This is a genomic window from Egibacteraceae bacterium, from assembly GCA_040905805.1.
In the GTDB taxonomy this organism is placed as follows: Bacteria; Actinomycetota; Nitriliruptoria; order Euzebyales; family Egibacteraceae; genus DATLGH01.
This window is the reverse complement of record JBBDQS010000144.1, coordinates 1-16697: the sequence shown is the minus strand read 5'-3', so window position 1 is coordinate 16697 and position 16697 is coordinate 1. Positions and strand designations below refer to the sequence as shown.

General features: G+C 71.5%; 22 protein-coding genes. 14 read left to right on the top strand and 8 right to left on the bottom strand.

The annotated features are described in order from the left end of the window. Positions 1–195: 195 nt before the first annotated feature. The 4 genes from WD250_15900 to WD250_15885 all read left to right on the top strand — a co-directional run bounded on the left by WD250_15900 (position 196) and on the right by WD250_15885 (position 2022). Complete coding sequence (locus WD250_15900; GenBank protein MEX2621699.1) at positions 196–396, top strand: hypothetical protein; 201 nt, start codon at positions 196–198, stop codon at positions 394–396. Positions 397–500: 104 nt separating this feature from the next. Then, positions 501–1208, top strand: coding sequence for a hypothetical protein (locus tag WD250_15895; protein ID MEX2621698.1), 708 nt, complete (start codon positions 501–503; stop codon positions 1206–1208). Continuing rightward, the gene (locus WD250_15890; protein ID MEX2621697.1) at positions 1205–1516 is read left to right on the top strand and encodes a hypothetical protein; all 312 of its coding nucleotides are present in this window, start codon (positions 1205–1207) and stop codon (positions 1514–1516) included. Before WD250_15895 ends, WD250_15890 begins: the two co-directional genes overlap by 4 nt. Continuing rightward, positions 1513–2022 (top strand): hypothetical protein, encoded by a 510-nt coding sequence (locus WD250_15885; protein MEX2621696.1) that lies wholly within the window; start codon positions 1513–1515, stop codon positions 2020–2022. Before WD250_15890 ends, WD250_15885 begins: the two co-directional genes overlap by 4 nt. A 395-nt stretch (positions 2023–2417) precedes the next feature. On the opposite strand, the gene WD250_15880 is transcribed toward WD250_15885, so the two are convergent. Both WD250_15880 and WD250_15875 read right to left on the bottom strand, forming a co-directional pair. Beyond that, on the bottom strand, positions 2418–2933 hold the full coding sequence (locus tag WD250_15880; GenBank protein ID MEX2621695.1) for an excisionase family DNA-binding protein: 516 nt from the start codon (positions 2931–2933) through the stop codon (positions 2418–2420). Positions 2934–3038: 105 nt separating this feature from the next. Further along, complete coding sequence (locus WD250_15875) at positions 3039–5327, bottom strand: hypothetical protein (protein MEX2621694.1); 2289 nt, start codon at positions 5325–5327, stop codon at positions 3039–3041. A 66-nt stretch (positions 5328–5393) separates the two neighbouring features. Between WD250_15875 and WD250_15870 the strand changes: the two genes are divergently transcribed. The 3 genes from WD250_15870 (at position 5394) to WD250_15860 (ending at position 7762) form a co-directional block, all read left to right on the top strand. Next, complete coding sequence (locus WD250_15870) at positions 5394–5921, top strand: hypothetical protein (GenBank protein MEX2621693.1); 528 nt, start codon at positions 5394–5396, stop codon at positions 5919–5921. Continuing rightward, positions 5905–7008, top strand: coding sequence for an MBL fold metallo-hydrolase (locus tag WD250_15865; protein ID MEX2621692.1), 1104 nt, complete (start codon positions 5905–5907; stop codon positions 7006–7008). The genes WD250_15870 and WD250_15865 overlap by 17 nt, the downstream gene beginning before the upstream one ends. A 343-nt stretch (positions 7009–7351) precedes the next feature. Next, entirely contained in the window at positions 7352–7762 is a 411-nt protein-coding gene (locus WD250_15860; protein ID MEX2621691.1) for a DUF6788 family protein, read from the top strand. Between the two features lie 1310 nt (positions 7763–9072). On the opposite strand, the gene WD250_15855 is transcribed toward WD250_15860, so the two are convergent. Beyond that, positions 9073–9297: a hypothetical protein gene (locus WD250_15855; protein MEX2621690.1), complete on the bottom strand. Its 225-nt coding sequence runs from the start codon at positions 9295–9297 to the stop codon at positions 9073–9075. Positions 9298–9440: 143 nt separating this feature from the next. Further along, entirely contained in the window at positions 9441–9575 is a 135-nt protein-coding gene (locus tag WD250_15850; protein ID MEX2621689.1) for a hypothetical protein, read from the bottom strand. 151 nt (positions 9576–9726) lie between these two features. Here WD250_15850 and WD250_15845 point away from each other — a divergent pair, with 151 nt between their 5' ends. Then, entirely contained in the window at positions 9727–9942 is a 216-nt protein-coding gene (locus tag WD250_15845) for a CopG family transcriptional regulator (protein ID MEX2621688.1), read from the top strand. Next, entirely contained in the window at positions 9939–10346 is a 408-nt protein-coding gene (locus tag WD250_15840) for a PIN domain-containing protein (protein ID MEX2621687.1), read from the top strand. Before WD250_15845 ends, WD250_15840 begins: the two co-directional genes overlap by 4 nt. 457 nt (positions 10347–10803) lie before the next feature. On the opposite strand, the gene WD250_15835 is transcribed toward WD250_15840, so the two are convergent. From WD250_15835 to WD250_15825, 3 genes are all read right to left on the bottom strand, one after another. Further along, entirely contained in the window at positions 10804–10980 is a 177-nt protein-coding gene (locus WD250_15835; protein ID MEX2621686.1) for a hypothetical protein, read from the bottom strand. Between the two features lie 99 nt (positions 10981–11079). Continuing rightward, a complete protein-coding gene (locus WD250_15830) occupies positions 11080–12339 on the bottom strand; it encodes a HipA domain-containing protein (protein ID MEX2621685.1) in 1260 nt (419 codons plus the stop codon). Continuing rightward, positions 12336–12689: a helix-turn-helix transcriptional regulator gene (locus WD250_15825; protein MEX2621684.1), complete on the bottom strand. Its 354-nt coding sequence runs from the start codon at positions 12687–12689 to the stop codon at positions 12336–12338. Before WD250_15825 ends, WD250_15830 begins: the two co-directional genes overlap by 4 nt. A gap of 108 nt (positions 12690–12797) precedes the next feature. Between WD250_15825 and WD250_15820 the strand changes: the two genes are divergently transcribed. Next, complete coding sequence (locus WD250_15820) at positions 12798–13250, top strand: type II toxin-antitoxin system VapC family toxin (GenBank protein ID MEX2621683.1); 453 nt, start codon at positions 12798–12800, stop codon at positions 13248–13250. 295 nt (positions 13251–13545) lie between these two features. Continuing rightward, entirely contained in the window at positions 13546–13764 is a 219-nt protein-coding gene (locus WD250_15815) for a hypothetical protein (protein MEX2621682.1), read from the top strand. Between the two features lie 171 nt (positions 13765–13935). Here WD250_15815 and WD250_15810 read toward each other — a convergent pair whose 3' ends face one another. Further along, a complete protein-coding gene (locus WD250_15810; GenBank protein MEX2621681.1) occupies positions 13936–14253 on the bottom strand; it encodes a hypothetical protein in 318 nt (105 codons plus the stop codon). Between the two features lie 15 nt (positions 14254–14268). On the opposite strand from WD250_15810, the gene WD250_15805 reads away from it, so the two are divergent. The 3 genes from WD250_15805 to WD250_15795 all read left to right on the top strand — a co-directional run bounded on the left by WD250_15805 (position 14269) and on the right by WD250_15795 (position 16254). After that, entirely contained in the window at positions 14269–14646 is a 378-nt protein-coding gene (locus WD250_15805) for a hypothetical protein (protein MEX2621680.1), read from the top strand. A 23-nt stretch (positions 14647–14669) separates the two neighbouring features. Beyond that, positions 14670–15200 (top strand): ribbon-helix-helix domain-containing protein, encoded by a 531-nt coding sequence (locus WD250_15800; GenBank protein MEX2621679.1) that lies wholly within the window; start codon positions 14670–14672, stop codon positions 15198–15200. 805 nt (positions 15201–16005) lie between these two features. Beyond that, positions 16006–16254, top strand: a complete 249-nt coding sequence (locus tag WD250_15795; protein ID MEX2621678.1) for a hypothetical protein — start codon at positions 16006–16008, stop codon at positions 16252–16254. Positions 16255–16697: the final 443 nt, after the last annotated feature.

Here is a 16697-nt window from a genome sequence, read left to right as displayed (position 1 = left end):
GGCCGGACTGTACCCGCCGGTTGTCTGCCGCGCAATGGTTCGGCCGGAGGAGGGGAGGACCTCACCGGCGTCCGCGACGCTCAGGCCTGGCAGGGCGCTGCAGGCCTGGGCGATCCTCAGCACGGTGCTGGTCGCGCTGGCCGGGGCGATCGTCACGACCGCGTTCCTGTGACGTCGGCCTCAACGACGCTTCGCATGCTGTCGCCAGCGGACGGGTCCCTGCCCGACGAGGTCGTGCGCGTGCTGGCGTGCAACGGCCCGCTGCCTTTCGAGCCCCTCGGCGAGGACCCCGACGACACGGCGTGGGACGAGCTGTACGCACTGGTCGACGCCGTCGACCCGGTCGTGGAGCTCGGTGACAGGCGTCTCGCCGACGGTGCGGGCACATGCGCGTAGCTGGCTGATGGGGCGCGGCGACGTGCCGGGCTGTCGCGAAGTAACCATGCAACTGATAGCAATGCTGCGATACTCATCAGTGCTGCTGACCAGGAGACTGCGCCGTGTCTGCCATCACCATTCGCAACCTCGACCCTGAGTTGAAGCGACAGCTGCGTATCCGTGCTGCCGCCTGCGGCCACTCCATGGAGGAGGAGGCGCTGCACCTACGTCGCTCCCCCCGTCCGCAGGAGCTGCCGCGCCCACGCGCGGACCTGGCCGGACGTCGAGCTGGCGGCGAGGTCCACCACGGCCTCCCGCTCGACCTCAGCCAGGTCGTCGACATCCATGAGCCCGCTGAGGGCGCCCAGCGGCTGCGCGACGCCCGGCAGGGGTCGTCCTCGGGCACGTCGAAGTGCTCGACCGCTGTCGTGCAGGTCGGCCACGTGCCTGCCGTACAGGTGCACGGCGAGCGGCGGTCGGGTGCTCACTGCTCGGCCGGGGTGGCCGGGGTGACCTCACCGTCGGGAGCGTGGATGTCGCGCGTCGGCGGTGAGGGCGTCGCCTACCTGGTCGTCCGGGCGCTGGGGGACACCCTCCCACCACCGCAGTCCCACGATCTCTTGCGCTATCTGCGCGAAGGGGGCAGGGCCGGCACCGGCGAGCTCTTCGAAGCGATCGGGTGGTCCCGGCTCGTGGAGGGGCGGATAGGCCAGCGCCCTGCGGGCGCACGTCGCACCCTGGTCTGGACCAACGTTCCGACGCGGGGGTGGGAACGCAGCTGTGGATGGGCATCTCCGCCGGTCGCGCACGGCTGTAGCGTGGGTGCATGACCATCAGCGACGTGTCGCTCTCGGGCGAGGAGCTGTCCCACCGCCTAATCGAGGCCGCGGATCAGGCCGAGGGTGCAGCGGAGCTGCGTCGCCTCGAGCTCGATGTCGCCGAGGACGCCGACGGTGACCTCGCCTTGTTCATCACCGCGATCGTCGACGCAGACGAGAGTGATGAGCAAGCCCGCGGCCAACAGCTGGTGCGACTCGTGCATGCCCTCCACGACGGCGCCCGGACCCTCGACCTGCCCGTTCCCTGGTACGTGCGCGTCCAAGATGAGAACGCTGCCGCTGAGGATCCCGCGCCGTGATGGAGGCGAGCAAGTGGCTCGGTCACGCCACGCGCCTGGCCGGCGCCGGCGCCGGTCGAACACCGATCATCGACCTCAGGCGCGGAGTGTCCGCTGCGTACTACGCGCTCTATCACGGCCTCACCGGGCATGCGGCCGCACATGCGCTCCCCGGCCTCCCGACGGAGCAGCTGGCCCTGCGCCGCAGCTACGGTCACGGGACCATGAAGTCGGCATGTACCTGGGTTATGGGCAGCGCGAAGCCGGGCGGGCGGCGGGTCAGGCGCGTCATCGCCCTCGCGAGCGATGACGCACGGATGGTCCGTGTGGCTGAGACGTTCATCGACCTGCAGCAGGGGCGGCACGATGCGGACTATGACCACACCGCCGCGTTCTCGAAGTCAGCGGTCACGGCAGCGGTCACCCAGTCTGCCAACGCAGTCCGCGATCTGGCGGACGGCCGCGGTTTGGACGGCTACATCGCATTCATGGCTTTGCTCACCCTCGGGGCGAGGGATCTCCGTTGACGCGGGTCCACGACGCGACGGGGCGCTTGTCCTTCGGTCACAGCCAAGTGGACGAGCCCGCCGGTAAGGGGCGAGCGACCGCGGCATCGACTGGGAGCCACTGAACCGGGATCGCCGGCCACGGGCACGTAAGCCGTCCGGCCGAGCAGCGCGAGACTGCGGGCATGCTGCGGATGGACACGGACGAGAACGGCCTTCGTCGTCGGATGGCGGGCGAGGATGTCGTCGTGGACCATGGCCGGACTCGGCGGCGGCCCGCCGGACGGCTTTGCCGTTCCGAACCTGCCGCTCGAGGTCGGCGGCGCCGTACTTCCCGCCGGCGTCACAGCAGGAGAACGCAGCGCAGGCCGCTGCATCGGCAGCCGTGAGGGGTCGCAGCGTCGACCAGCCGACCACTACTTCGCAGCGGCGCGGCGGCGCGACTCGTCCAGGGCCGCCGAGAAGGACTCCGGTCCGGGCAGATCGGTCAGTGGAGACCAGAAGCGCTCGTCACGCTCCTGCAGGACGCGCATCACCTCGCTCGCCGGGATGCGCTGGTGGTCGCTCTCGGGCAACCGATAGGCGGCCAGCGTGCCCGCGTGGATCATCTTGTTGATGATCTTGCGTGAGCAGCTCAGCCGCTTGGCGGCCTGGGCGGGGGTCAGTGCCTCATCGGCGATCGTGATGGCAACGTCATGGCCGTGCGCAAGCGCATGCACCAGCTCATGGAGCCGCTCGCGCAGTGGGGTCACCTCCAGGAGCGCCCCGAGCAGCTCCTGCAACTGCTCGTCATCAGCGCTGGAGGACGCAGCGAGCTCCTCGAGCGCTGCATCCGCGCGCTGCAGAACCGACAAGGCGGGGTCACAGCGGGTCATCACAAACTCCGAGCCTTGATACTGATCCAACTGTTCCAAGTGTGCCAACCGCTCCACCAGCGCGCAACGCCACCAGCAGCGCGCACCACGTCTCGAGCTGGTCCCGCTGCGCGCAGCAGCGACTCTGCCCGAGGTGTCCGGACGCCTGCGAGACGGCGTCGCTCATGGCTGCAGAGGGCGCAGGAGCTGTCGCGCCCATGCGCGGACCTGGCCGGCCAGGGACCTGTCGGCGAGGTCCGCCACGGCGTCCCGCGCCTCCTCGACCAGGTCGTCGGCGTCCATGAGCCCGCTGAGGGCCCCGAGCGGCTGCGCGACGCCCTGCATGCCGAGCTGGTCGATCACCGCCTGCCGGATCCAGCCCTGCTCGGGGTGCCGCAGGATGCAGAGGGCCCGCGCGGCGCTCGCCCGGACCTCGTGATGGCGGTCGCGGAGCAAGACGCGCAGCAGCATCAGTGTCTCGTCCGTCGCATCCAGCGTTGGAAGTGAGCGCGCCGCCTCCGCCCGCAGCGTCGCCTCCGGGCTCGTGGAAAACTCGACGAGCCGGCGCACGGCGGTGGCAGGGTCCGCGACCCCGAGCCGTGCGGCGAGGCGCAGGGCGGCGACGTCAAGCGCGCTCGGCGACGCGACGCCCAAGGGGCCCTCCGCGCCGGTGATCCCATCCCGTAGGAGCTGAGCGAGGCGGCTGCGGGCCTCGTCGGGGAGGGCGTCGGAGAGGGCGCCCAGATGGTCGAGCACGGGGATCTTGTCGTGCGACTGGTGACCCGGATGGGCGAGCCACGTGAGCAGCTCCTCCCAGCGGGCGCTCTCGACGCGGCGGGCGAGGCAGGCGGCCAGCACAAGCGCCCCGTTGACCCCGCCGAGACGGCGCGTGTCACCGACGGGGACGACCTTCGCTTGGTCGGCGATTGCGGAGAGCACCGGCAGCGGGATCTCCTCCGCCACGTCGAGTACCACGGCACCGAGCAGCGGAGACGGTGCGTCGCGCCACGCAGCGAGGGCCTGCTCGGCCGCCCACACCGGTTCCACCTCTCGCAGAGAAAGCAGCAGCGGCGCCGCCATGTCGGTCCAGGCGCCCCCCTCCGTGAGGACCGCTGCCACGGCGTTCATAGCGTCGGATCGGGCTGCGCGGTCGACGTCGGACCAGGCCACCGCGCGCAGAGCTGCAGGTAGAGCGCGCAGCAGCAGCTCGTCCTCCAACGCCATGAGGTCGAGAAGCCAGGAGACGGCCCGCGATTGGACCTCGGTCGGCGCAGCGGTGAGGAGGAGCGGAAGCGCACGGACCGCCTCGTACCGGCGCCTGTACCCGAGCTCCCTCGGCTCGTCGTCCAGCACGATCGCGTAAAGGCGCGTCACCAGCGCCTCAGCTTCGTCCCCCACCAGAAGGTCGCCGGCCACCCGGATGAGGGTCAGCTCGGCGAGCTCGTCCCCGGGCCGCCAGGGGCGTGACGCGAAGCGACGCACTGCTGCGGCGACAGGGACGAGCGGACCCCGTCGGCGGAACCACCGGGCCGCCCGCTGCACGCCACGGGTGTCACCGGCTTGGACGAGCAGCGAGAAGTCCTCGGCGTCGGGTCCGGTGTGGTCCTCTGCCGTCCTGGCGGCTCGCAGGAGGCGATGGCGGCCCAGGACCTTCCTGGAGTAGCCAAGGCCAGCCAGGTGGGCGAGGCACTCGTCGGCGGTGACGGCGGCCCACAACGCGCGATCGACGACCGTGTCGTGCCCCTGGTGCCACTCCTGCGTGGTCAAGTCGTCGAACACCTCGAGGAGGTCGAGGTCCACGCGGCCGTCCAGGCCCTCGGCGATCTTCCGCTGCCGGCGCACGAGCGGCTCGGTCTGCGGCGGCGTGCCCGGCGACGACGCCCACGAGCGTCGCCACTCGAGGTGCCGTCGGTTCCGCTCACCCACTGTGAGGCACACCCGCTCGCTGTCGTCGCGACCGTCTCGGCCGGCCAGCTCCTCGAGTTCGGTGATCGCAGTGTCGGAATCTCCCTGGGCGGCCAGCGCGGCGGCACGGTGGAGGGTGAGCAGCGCCGGGGCTGCCGGGGGAACATGGCCGCTGCTCGGTTCGGAGCCCTGGAGGCGGCTGCTGACCTCGCGGAGGATGGCAAGTCCCTCGTCGTGTTGGTCGAGCGACCCCAGGGCGATGGAGGCGAGGACCGCGGTCGCGGCGACCAGGTCGGGCGCGGCGACCTCGCGCAGCAGCGAGCGGTAGCGCTCGACCGCCGTGACGACCTCTCCCCGCATCTGGTGGGCATAGGCGAGGAGCAGCGCCGGACCAGGATCGGTCACGGTCTCGGTGCTGTGGAGCGCCGGCCACGGAGCTCCCTGCTCCGCCAGGTGCTGGTAGGTCTCGATCTCGCCGGACAGGAGCAGTCCCAGGCCCCCATGGAGCGTCTGCTCGTCTGCTCGGGCTCCCTGCCAGATGAGCGCATCCACCCACGCGGTGCCCACGGTCACCTCCGCTGCGGGTGCGACGATCGTCGGGGTACTCTACCAACTTCGAAGCCGAGGGAGTCCATGCCCACACTGAGCGAGCTGCGCGAGCGGCCAGGGACGAACCAGCCTCCTCGAGGCTACGGTGCCCCGTTCCTGCAGCCGCAGACCCGCACCCTGACCGACATGGCGACCTTCTCCGAAGCAGCGGCGGAGCCTGCCGGCGACGACGCTGGGATCGACGCGTCGCTGGAGTCAGCCGTGCCGGGGCCTCGAGCAGTCGTGCTGCAGCGCTGGGAAGGGACGGTCGAAGAAGTAACCGAGACGACGTTCGCCGGTGTCCTGCAGGCCCGCAGCGATGACGCGCCCGACGAGTGGGTCGAGCTCCATCTGGACGATGTGGCGGAGGACGAACGGTCGCTGGTGGTTCCGGGAGCCGTCTTCACGTGGTCCATCGGGTACCAGGACTCCGAGGCGGGCCGGACCCGCGAATCCACGATCCGCATCCGACGGCGCCCCGGGTTCACCGAAGCCGAGATCGCGGCCGCCCTCGACCGCGCCTCGCGACGACGGCGTGCCTGGGGGATCGCTGACGATGCCGGAGACGGCTGACCGCCTCGAGGTCATCCTCTTCGGCCCGGGCTACGGCGAGTGCGCCCTCATCAGCCTGGGAAGCGGCACGTGGATGATCGTCGACTCCTGCCTCGAGGATGGCCGTCAGCCGGCCCTGGAGCATCTGCGCGCCATCGGAGCCGAGCCCGCGACCGATGTTCGCCTCGTCGTCGCCACCCACTGGCACGACGACCACGTGGCCGGGCTCTCCGCCGTCGTCGAGACGTGCTCGACCGCCGACTTCGTCTGCTCCACGGCGTTGGGCTCGGACGAGTTCCTGGCGCTGGTCGACCTCGATGCCCGCAGCGGCGACCAGCGGCGGGCCGTCCGGGAGCTCGGGGTGGTCTTCGCGCTGCTGGAGGACCGCGGCGTCATACCGCGATGGGCCTCAGCGGACCGACCGCTGTGGCGGGGCACCGGGGCACCTGACGACGGGACGCTCGACGCCGAGGTGGTCGCCCTCGCGCCCTCGGACGCGACCTTCACCCGGAGCCTGCATGCGTTTCAGCGTCTGCTCCGCGAGCAGGGAGCACCGGTCCGCCCCCGTGTCCGCGCGGTCTCACCCAACCTGTCCTCGGTCGTGGTGTGGGTGCGGGTGGGCACGGACATGGCCATCTTCGGCGGGGACCTGGAGGCCCGCGCGGACAGGAGCATCGGATGGGGGGCCGTCGTGGACTCCACGACCCGGCCGACGGGACGGGCAACCCTCTACAAGGTCGCCCACCACGGGTCGCCGAACGCCGACGCGGCTGAGATCTGGGACAAGCTGCTGGCCGCAGCCCCCACCGCGACCCTGGCCCCGTTCACCCACGGCCGCGTCGTCCGTCCGGACGCTGAGGACGTGCAGCGCATCTGCGGCCGCGCCGGGGCTTTGCACCTCACCGCACCGGCCGAACCGCCCGGGCGCGTGTCCCGCCCTCCCGCGGTGCAGCGGTTGGTGGACGAGGTCGCCGTCGCGTTGCGGCGCCTCGAACCGCCCCTCGGCTCGGTCCGACTCGTGCCGGCCACCGGGACGGCCCCCTACTGGGACGCCCACCTCACTGGCGGAGCGTTCACCGCCTGCGGCGGGGGAACGGACCCCTCGTAGTAGGCACTCGATCCGCCTCACGCTGGCTGGCAGCATGCCGCCGACCGACTCCCGCAGCTGGACGGTGAGGACATCCGGGCGGGGCCTGCCATGCGCGGCCGCCGCCGTCGATGAGCGGACATCGCCAATGCGCCCCTCGGCGTGAGGGTGTGCGCCAGATCTGTAGGTAGTTGAACGAGCGGGTGCGGGTCGGGCGGGTGCGGGTCGGGGCAGTGTCTGGTCGGGCGCCCGTCGAAGATCCGGGCGCACAGGGGGCAGATGCGTGTTGGTCGGAGATCCCGAGGACGGGCCTCCCTGTCGCCTAGTCTGGATGTGGTATCTACACTCAGACAGGGAGGCACGTGTGGACACCGACCCGCAGCTGGACGACCTGGAGCAGCAGCGCACCCGGCTGTACGACCAGCTGGCCGCCACCGACGACTTCCGGCGCGGGTCGGTGACCGAGTCATACCGCCGCTGCGGCAAACCCAACTGTGCCTGCGCCCGTCAGGACCATCCGGGTCACGGGCCGCGGGTGATGTGGACCCGCAAAGACCCCGGCGGCAAGACCACCGGCCGCCAGCTCAAGGCCGAAGAGGTCGACAAGGTGCGCGGCGAGATCGCCGCCTACCGACAGTTCGTGGAGGTGTCCCGGCAGGTCGTTGCGGTCAACGAGGCGATCTGCGAGGCCCGTCCCCTCCAGCCGCCCAGCGACGAGGGCGAGGGCGAGGCAGAAGTGGCGGACCCCGAAAGAGGGGGCTCGTCGCCGAGCTGACCGCCGAGTTCGCCGCCGAGGTGGCCAGGCTTGCCACTCAGGCGCAAGGGCTGGTGGGCCCAGACGCGGGGCCCGAGGGACTGCGCGGCCTGGAGGGTGCGGTCCGCACGGCGATGATCGGGCTGGGCGCGACGCTGCTGGAGAACCTGCTGGCGGCCGACTCGGGTCATCGCGGCGCCCGCATCGACTGCGGCCACGGTCATCAGGCCGACTTCGTCAGCTACCGTGCCAAGCATCTAGACACGGTGCTGGGGCCGGTCACGTTGCAGCGCGCCTGGTACCAGTGCACCCCATGCCACACCGGCACCGCACCCCGCGATGTCGAGTTGGGGGTGGCCGGCGCGTCGCTGTCGCCGGGGCTGCGCCGCATGGTGGCACGCACCGCCGCCAGCAAACCGTTCGCCCAAGCACGAGCGGACCTGGCCGAGCTGGCCGGCATCGAGCTGACCACCAAACGCGTGGAACGCTCCGCGAAGCCGACGGCCAGCAGGTCGCCGCCGCCGTGCAAGCCCAGGCCGACGCGGTGGTGGCCGGCACGCTGTCCCGCCTCGACGCCGACCGGGCACCCATCGACACGCTGTACGTCGCCCTGGACGGCACCGGGGTGCCCTGTGTGCCCGCCGCCACCCAGGGCCGGCGCGGCAAACAGTCCGACGGACGCGCGGCCACCCGGGAGGCCAAGCTGGCTTGGGACACAGGATGGGTCTGGCGGTGGCTGCGGCGGGTGACGACCAGGCGCCGGCGGCCGTCAGCCGCGCTCGCCCCACGCTACGAACCACTCGCCGTCCTCGAGCATGACCGCCCGGGGCGCATGGCCGCCGTGCGGCTCGCTCGGGCGGGCCGGTCCCCGCAGGGCACGGTCGTCGACCTGCTGTTCGCGGCCTTACGGCGTCGAGCCCGAGATGGCCGCCGAAGCCGCGCGGCTCGGCGCGCTCATTCTGCGCCGTGGCGCCGGGCGGGGGGCGTGACCTCGTCGACGAGTGGCACGAGCTGCTCGCGACCAGCTGAGGGCGACGCACGCGCAGGTGGCGGGCCTCGTCGCGCGCATCGTCGGCGCCCCGCGCCTTGACCGCCCGCGGCCGTCTCGTCGTCGAGGCGGTCCTCGACGATCCCGAGTTCCCACCTGGCAGGAAGCGACACGGCACGGCGAGCCGGCTCGCCTCCAGGGGCCCCCTGCAGACCCGCGACGGGGGCGGGCGTCGTCGGGCTCATGGGGGGCACTCGGCGAGGGCTTCCACGGCCCGGCAGATCTCCGGGCGCCGCGTGTCCGCGGCCTGCCGCCCACCACACCTCGCCCTGGCAAGGATCGGTCACCACGCCTCCTCGGCGATCACGGCCACGGTCGCCTCGTCCGCCCAGCCACGCTCCGCGCCAGTCTGCGGCCGCCGCTGGTAGCCCTGGGCGATCACCGTCCCGATCCGCGCCCGGCGATGGCGTTCCACGACCACCCCCAGCCCCAGCCGCACGGCCTCGGAACGGCGAGGCCACCACGCCCTGGGCCACCAGCTGGTCGACGGCACGAGCGGTCTGGTCATCGAACCGTGTCACCATCTGGTTCATACGATGAGCCGGGACCTCGATGCCGAGGGGCGATGCACCGGCGGGGGTTACCGCGAGCACCTCCGACCAGAACGCGTGGTACTCGCGGTTGCGGCCGTGGCGCGGAGCCCCCAGGACATCACCGAGGCCGTCGTCCGCCCCGCTGCGCCGCACCGAGTAGGACCGGCTGGGCGACCACGACGTGCTCGGCGACGAGCGGATCCCGTTGCTCGGCGGGGGGCTCGTCGCGCTGGGCCCGCAGCAGGCGCCGCACGCCGGCATCGTGGAAGCCCTCAACGAGCGGCTGATGCCCGCGCTGGTCTGTCAAGCTGCTGCGCTGCAGGGCACCCATGGGTCGCTGAGGTCGAGCGGAGCGCCACCGGTGGTACCATATGTTGCGGCGGACGAGCGCGAAGGAGCACGGCGTGGACAAGACGACGGTCTACCTGCCGGATGAACTGAAGAACGCGGTCAAGCGTGCGGCGCGCCAGCGCGGCGTGTCCGAGGCTGAGGTCATCCGCGACTCGTTGCGATCGGCCGTGGGAGGCCCGCGCCCACGTCCGTGCGGAGGGCTGTTCGCCAGTGGTGCGCCGATCGCCCGCGATGCCGATGGCCATCTCGCCGGGTTCGGCGAACGATGATCGTCGACACCAGCGCGTTGCTGGCGTTCTTCGACACCGACGAGCCTGACCACGAGGCGGTGACCGACATCATCTGCTCGACCGGTGACCTCCTGGTGGTCTCCCCCTACGTGGTCGCCGAGGTCGACTACCTCGTCGCGAGCCGTCAGGGAGTGGATGCCGAGCTGGCAGTCCTGGGGGAGCTGACAGGCGGGGCCTGGGAGCTCGCCACCTTCACAGCAGCGGACCTGGCACAGGCGACCGAGGTCGTGCGACGGTATCGCGACCAGGGCATCGGTGTCGCGGATGCGTCCAACGTCGTGCTCGCGGAGCGGTATCGCACCGCGGTCATCGCCACGCTCGACCACCGGCATTTCACGGTGCTGCAGACGCTGACCGGGGCCCGGTTCGAGCTGCTTCCCTGACCGGCCGACGGCACCCTCGGTGCCGCCCGATGATGGTCGGCCCCGGTGCTGACCGGCGTGCCGCACCGGGGGCTCCCGGCGATGACCACGAGCCGGCAACGTCGGGAGGGCATCACCCAGCCGGGCTCGGCGACCGCAGAGAACTTCCGCGGACAGGCCGGCTGAGCCCGTTGTCGGACGCCACATTGCCAGCCACCTGTGACCTCAGGGCGTCGAGGGCGGCGCGCGCGCCCGGGTGGGTGCCGGCGAGGACCGTGGCCACCGCCAGGCCGGGGGCGGGGCGCAGCACCGCCGCCGTGTCGGTGGCCGGGGCCCGCAGCGCGCCGGCGTCGGGCCCGGGTGCCCCGGGCGGTGCGCTCGGCGTGCACCTCCGCCGCGGCCGACACCGCGCCGGCAGCGGCGAGCGGGCTGGCAGCCGACACCTGGCCGGTGGCCGACACCGCGCCCGGCGCCGGGCTCACCGCACGGCCCGGGGCAGCGCGGCGCGCACCCAGGCCGCGACGGCGCGGGCGCCCTCGGGGGCGCGCAGGTCGGTGAACACCGTGGGCCGCTCACCGCGCTGGACGGCGGCGTCGCGGCGCATCACCTCCAGGTCGGCGCCCACCATGGGAGCCAGGTCGACCTTGTTGATCACCAGCAGGATCTGGTTGGCGGTGCGGGGGAAGACGTAGTCGCTGCCGAGCAGGTAGATCGAGGAGATCCCCTCCGGCGCGCGCTCGTCGCGGCGCCTCGCTCAGCAGGCGAGCGCCCGACGCAGCCTGGGGTGGTCGAACGCCGGTGCCATGCGGCGCACGGCGTCGTCGTCAAGGCCGCAGCGGTGCGCGGCGTGGCGCCAGCCCTCGACTGCCTCGGCCACCTCGCGCAGCATCTGGCGGGCTGACGGCTCATCGAGTCGGAACAGCGGCGCGACCTCCATCACCAGGTCGAGGTCGGCGTCGGTGGCGTACTCGTCGATGGCGGTGTGCAGCGCCGGGGACGGCCCGGCGTCGGGGTTGGGGTTGAGATCGAACGCGGGCGACAGTTGCCACGCGCCGGCACGTTCCTGCAAGAACGCGTGGTTGCGCAGGTGGTCGTCGGTGTTGGTCACCAGCACGTTGAAGACCACGCGGCGCCACAGCTGGCGCAGGTCCTCGGTGGCGTGTGGCGAGTGCTCCTCCACCACCTCGGCGATCTCGAGGTAGCTGCCGGCGTCGCCATCTGACCGCTCGCACATCGTCAGCGCCGAGCGGTAGCCGACCCGTGCAGGCGCCCGGCCGGGACGGTGGACGCGGTCAAAGCGGGCCACGACCAGCACGCGTCGGCCAGCGATGTCAAGCAACTGCCGCCCCGGCACGGCGATGCCGGCGGACTCGGCGAGGTCGAGGCAGACCTTCTCCCACGCCATCACGTCCCACGAGTCGACCGATACGGCGGGGAACTTGGCGATGCCGAGCCGGCCGGCGGCGTCCTGCACATGAGTCTTCGGCCGGGCGCCGCCAAGCGAGGAGCCTTGCCTGACCAGCCGGGCGATCTCGGCGGCACCGAGGTCCTCGTCCATCGCGCGGTTGGCGAGATCGAGCAGCTCGCCGAGGTCAGTCAGGAGCGGCACGTCGCCACCGAGGCGCTGGAAGTCGCCGCCATCCCGCAACCGCAGGTCGCCTTGACGCAGATCGTCACGCACACCGAGCAGGAAGTCGATGTCGTCGAGCGTGCGGGCCGCGCGGCCCTCCTCCTCGGCGAGCAGCCGCTCTTCCTGCATCCGCAGGGTCCGCCCCCAGCGGTCGGGGGCGCAGTCGGCTAGCGCCCGCGGCAGCACGTGTCCCGCCGGCGTCTGCACCGGGCCGGTGCCGCGCGGCGTCGCCGGGTCGAGGTCGAACCCGTCGGGGCGTGCGGTCCAGCCGGGGTCGTAGACGAAGGTGGAGCTGACCGCCCTGCCCCGGGGCCGGTGAGGGTGCAGCCGACCGATCACTGCCGGGTCGTCGGCGACTTGCGCGAGGACCTCGATGTCGCTCATGGCGCGTCGCTCCCGAAGTCGATCCCGCCGCCGTTGGCCGGGCCGACACGGGGTGGGCGGACGCGCTGCGGCAGGTGCTCGTCGGCGCGCAGCCGACCGACCTCGTCAGACATCGGGTCGACCGCGGCCACGATCCCGTCGAGCACGCCGAGCGCCCGGGCGGTGCGCAGGAAGTTCTCCAGCGTGGTCCCCTCGCCGTTCTCCAGCCGTGAGACAACGGGGCGTGACACCCCGGCGCGGTCGGCGACCTGGGCGGTGGACAGCTGCTGGAGCTTGCGCCAACGTCGCAGGTGCGCGCCCAGGTCGCGCTGCGCGCGCGTGACCGCCCGCGGGGTCGGTGTGCCAGGCATCTCAACTCCTTGTCGTAATGATAATGCTACACTAAGGGCTATAGAGACACGGTACTATGACAGTAGAGTTGCCACCACCTAGGGGGTGCAGGTGGGGGTACGCCCAAGGTGAGCGTGTACCTGCCCGACGAGCTGTACCGCAAGGCGCGCGAGCACGCCTACCCCTGTCGGCCCTCGCCCAGGAGGCCGGCCCTGGTGGACGTGCTGGTCGATCAGGCCCATGCCGGCTGGCTGCTCGACCAGCTGGCGTCAGGCGAGGTGATGGCTCCCGCGCATCAGCCCGCGGAGGTCGGATCAGCCGTCGCCAGACTGCACCGGGCCGGCGCGCTCACCGCGGACACGGCACGCGACGCGCTCACCGCCGCCCTGGCCTTGCCCCAGCAGCTGGTCGTTGCGAGCGCCGCGCAGGTCCAGCGAGCGTTCGGCCTGCGCGACCGCATCCGGGTGCTCGACGGCCTGTACGTGGCGTTGGCAGAGGAGCGTGGCGTGGCCCTGCTCACCACCGACCAGCGACTGGTTCGCGCCGACCCACCCTGCGAGGTGCTCGCCCCTCCGCCATGACGCAAGCCGTTGAACGAGAACACCCTGTCTCCATCTGCCGCCGCAGCCGCCCGACGCCAAGAGCGATGAGATGCGAGACCCAGTTCGTCGAGGGGCCGACTGGGCCCAACGGCGCCACAGCCTTCCTCCGACTGTCGACTGAGGACGGCAGGATGCTGGCGGGTACAGTCACACTGACCATCGACGCCGCAGGAGTGGGCACCTTGAGCTTGGAGGGGATCCACATCGACGACGTTCCGGTTCCGTTAGGTACACGCCCACCTTCGACGGGTTCGCCATCCTCTCCGACGACGGCTTGGAGCTCTACACCTGCGCACCGACGGAAGGTCGCATCACCGGCATCGCGGTTGCGCTTCCGGAGGTCGAGATCACCCCCGACCAGATCCGGGTCGGGACAAACACGTTCAGCAACAGCAGCGTCAGGGGCTACGGCGTGGGGATCGCCGTGACCGAAGACGGCATAGCCCTGGGGGCACCACTGCCGCCGGATCTGGCACGGTTGGCCGTGCCCTGACCGCGAGGAGGTCGCGCCCGGCCGAGCAGGCGCCCCGGGACGGTCGCGCTCATCCCCCGCCCCCCGGCCGCGGCGTCAACTGCCACAACACCGTCGGTCAGAAGACGCCAATCGCCATCCAGCCCGGCCTCCGCCGGTGCTCACGGCGATAACGGACGCCGTGGGACCGCGTCATTCGGTGGGCGACGGTCCCCGGAGGGGACGGTCGTCGACCTGCTGTTCGCGTCCTGGGGCGTCGAGCCCGAGATCGCCGCCGAAGCCGAGCGGCGCGTCGAGCCCATCATGCGGCGGGGCGGGGGCCGGGCGCGTGACCTCGTCGACGAACGCCACGAGCTGCTCGCCACCAGCTGAACGCGACCCGCGCGCAGCCACCACGGCGCAGCGGGCAGCGGCGCGCTCGTGGCGACCGCCGGTCCACAGCCCTGCCCGTCGGGCGGTGCGGGGACGCCCGGCGGGTGCGACGCCTGCGGGTCGCCGTTGCCCGATCATCCCGGAGGCAAGACAATGGCGCTGGACGAGCGTGCCCGCCACGAGCTGTTCACGCGGCTGGAGGAGACCCTGGGTTCGGTGCCTGCCGAGACGTTGATCGGCTACCTGCCGCCGGTGGGGTGGGCCGACGTGGCCACCAAGCACGACCTGCACCAGCTCGAGGAACGCCTCGACATCCGCATCGACGCGCTGGGGGAACGTCTCGACGCCCCCATCGACGCGCTGGACGAGCGGTTCGGAGCCCGACTGGAGACGGTGGAGCACCGGGTGATGGCGCGGATGGACCAGCAGCTGGCGGCGCAGGCGCGGGTGATGGCGCTGCAGACCTGGGCGATCCTGGGCACGGTGCTGGTCGCGCTGGCCGGGGCGATCGTCACCACCGCGTTCCTGTGACCTGCGTCTCAACGACGCTGCGCATGCAGTCTCCAGCGGACGGGTCCCTGCCCGACGAGGTCGTGCGCGTGCTGGCACGCGACGGCCCGCTGCCTTTCGAGCCCCTCGGCGAGGACCCCGACGACACGGCGTGGGACGACGAACTGTACGCACTGGTCGACGCCGTCGACCCGCGTGGGGCCAGGGAGTGCTTCCCGGACGAGCCGACGAGGCGCTCGCGCAAGCCGAAGCCGAAGGGCATGAATCAACTGCTCGGTTGCGCCGGCGCTGGCGCTCGTCCTCACCCCGGCGTCCGCACAGGGAGTTATACTTCGAGTATGAAGACTGCGGTGTCGATTCCGGATGAGCTCTTCCACAAGGCGGACGAGTTGGCCCGTCGGCTGCGCAAGTCTCGCAGCCAAGTTTATCAAGAGGCGATTGCCGAGTACCTGCTCCGCCGTGACCGCGGGGCCATCACCCAGGCGATGGACGAAGCCCTGGAGAACATCGAGCCTGCGCCTGACGAGTGGCTCACCGAAGCGGGGCGACAGGCTCTGGAACGGAGCGAGTGGTAGTCGCACAGGGCGACGTCTTCTGGGCCTCGCTCCCCGACCCGGTCGGGTCCGGCCCCGGCCATCGGCGCCCCGTTGTCATCGTCCAAGGCGACGCACTGAACACCACCAGGCTTGCCACGGTGGTCGTCGTTCCGTTGACGAGCAACCTTCGGTGGGCCGCGGCTCCCGGGAACGTATCCCTCCCAGCCCGCCGGACAGGCCTCCCGAAGGACTCTGTGGCAAACGCGTCCCAAATCGTTGCCGTCGATCGAGCGCTCCTCACCGAGCATGTGGGTCGGGTGTCGAAAGGTGAGCTCAGCCAGATACTCGCGGGCATCCAGGTAATCCTCGGTCGCGACGACGGGGCTTGAGCATCGACGCCGCCGCGCCGGCAGGTTCCAAGTCGATCGGTGACCTTCTCGAGCCCGGTACTATCGAGCCTGCCCCCGATCGCACCTGCCCACCGAGGGGCTCGGCCGGTGCGGCTGAAGTACCCATGCGTAGCGCGCCGTCGAGGGCGCACGGGCGAACCCGCGCTGCTCGAGCGCCAGCGCATCGGCGAGCCTGCCGGTGCGCACGTAGGCGTCCGAGAGCACGGCGTCGGTGACCGCACCGCCGACAACCGGCTCGGGCAGGTGGCGACGGCCGTGCGCTGAGGCTGGCAGTGAACGGCCGGCGGGGGTTGCCGCGAGTACCGCTACTAGAACGTGCGTTACTCGCGGTGACGTCCGTGGCGCGAGGGCCCCAACGTCGTCGCGGAGTAGCCACCCAACTGATAGCAATGCTGCTCCACTCACATCAGTGCTGCTGATCAGGAGGCTGCGCCGTGTCTGCCATCACCATTCGCAACATCGACCCTGAGTTGAAGCGACAGCTGCGTATCCGTGCTGCCGCCTGCGGGCACTCCATGGAGGAGGAGGCGCGCAACATCCTGCGTGCCGAGCTCGCAGTCCAAGACGACGAGCCGGCCGACCTGTACCAGCGGATCCGCCGACACATCGATCCGCTCGATGGGGTCGACCTGGCCCTGCCTGACCGCGAACCCATGCGGGAGCCCCCTGCCCTCGCCCGATGATCGTCCTTGACACCAACGTCGTCTCCGAAGCGCTCCGCAAGCAGCCGAATCGGTCGGTGGCAACCTGGCTCGCGTCTCGACCGGCGTCTTCGTTGTTCGTCACCACGATCACCCAGGCGGAGCTGCTCGACGGGCTGCAACTGCTCCCGCACGGCCAGCGCCGACGCGACTTGACCCGAGCCGTCCACACGATCCTGCGCGAGGAGTTCCGCGGCCGTGTCGTTGCCTTCGACGGTCCGGCAGCAGAGGCCTACGTGATGCTCACCGCCGAGCGTCGCGCACTGGGCAAGCCCATCAGTGCGTTCGCTGGGCCGCCCACGCCTGACCGTCACCCGTCTCGTAGTCGACCTGGGCGTCTATGCCGACGCCCACCGCGGCGCGGTGCTGCCCGGCCCGTTCGCAGTCGAGCTCGACCCCGACAACTCGACCAGGCCCGATGTCAC

Excerpts from the sequence above, each read along its gene's own strand:
- WD250_15900 (MEX2621699.1), top strand. The coding sequence starts at position 196 with ATGCTGTCGCCAGCGGACGGGTCCCTGCCCGACGAGGTCGTGCGCGTG.
- WD250_15890 (MEX2621697.1), top strand. The coding sequence starts at position 1,205 with ATGACCATCAGCGACGTGTCGCTCTCGGGCGAGGAGCTGTCCCACCGC.
- WD250_15870 (MEX2621693.1), top strand. The coding sequence starts at position 5,394 with ATGCCCACACTGAGCGAGCTGCGCGAGCGGCCAGGGACGAACCAGCCT.
- WD250_15865 (MEX2621692.1), top strand. The coding sequence starts at position 5,905 with ATGCCGGAGACGGCTGACCGCCTCGAGGTCATCCTCTTCGGCCCGGGC.
- WD250_15855 (MEX2621690.1), bottom strand. The coding sequence starts at position 9,297 with ATGACCAGACCGCTCGTGCCGTCGACCAGCTGGTGGCCCAGGGCGTGG.
- WD250_15840 (MEX2621687.1), top strand. The coding sequence starts at position 9,939 with ATGATCGTCGACACCAGCGCGTTGCTGGCGTTCTTCGACACCGACGAG.
- WD250_15830 (MEX2621685.1), bottom strand. The coding sequence starts at position 12,339 with ATGAGCGACATCGAGGTCCTCGCGCAAGTCGCCGACGACCCGGCAGTG.
- WD250_15825 (MEX2621684.1), bottom strand. The coding sequence starts at position 12,689 with ATGCCTGGCACACCGACCCCGCGGGCGGTCACGCGCGCGCAGCGCGAC.
- WD250_15810 (MEX2621681.1), bottom strand. The coding sequence starts at position 14,253 with ATGATCGGGCAACGGCGACCCGCAGGCGTCGCACCCGCCGGGCGTCCC.
- WD250_15805 (MEX2621680.1), top strand. The coding sequence starts at position 14,269 with ATGGCGCTGGACGAGCGTGCCCGCCACGAGCTGTTCACGCGGCTGGAG.
- WD250_15800 (MEX2621679.1), top strand. The coding sequence starts at position 14,670 with ATGCAGTCTCCAGCGGACGGGTCCCTGCCCGACGAGGTCGTGCGCGTG.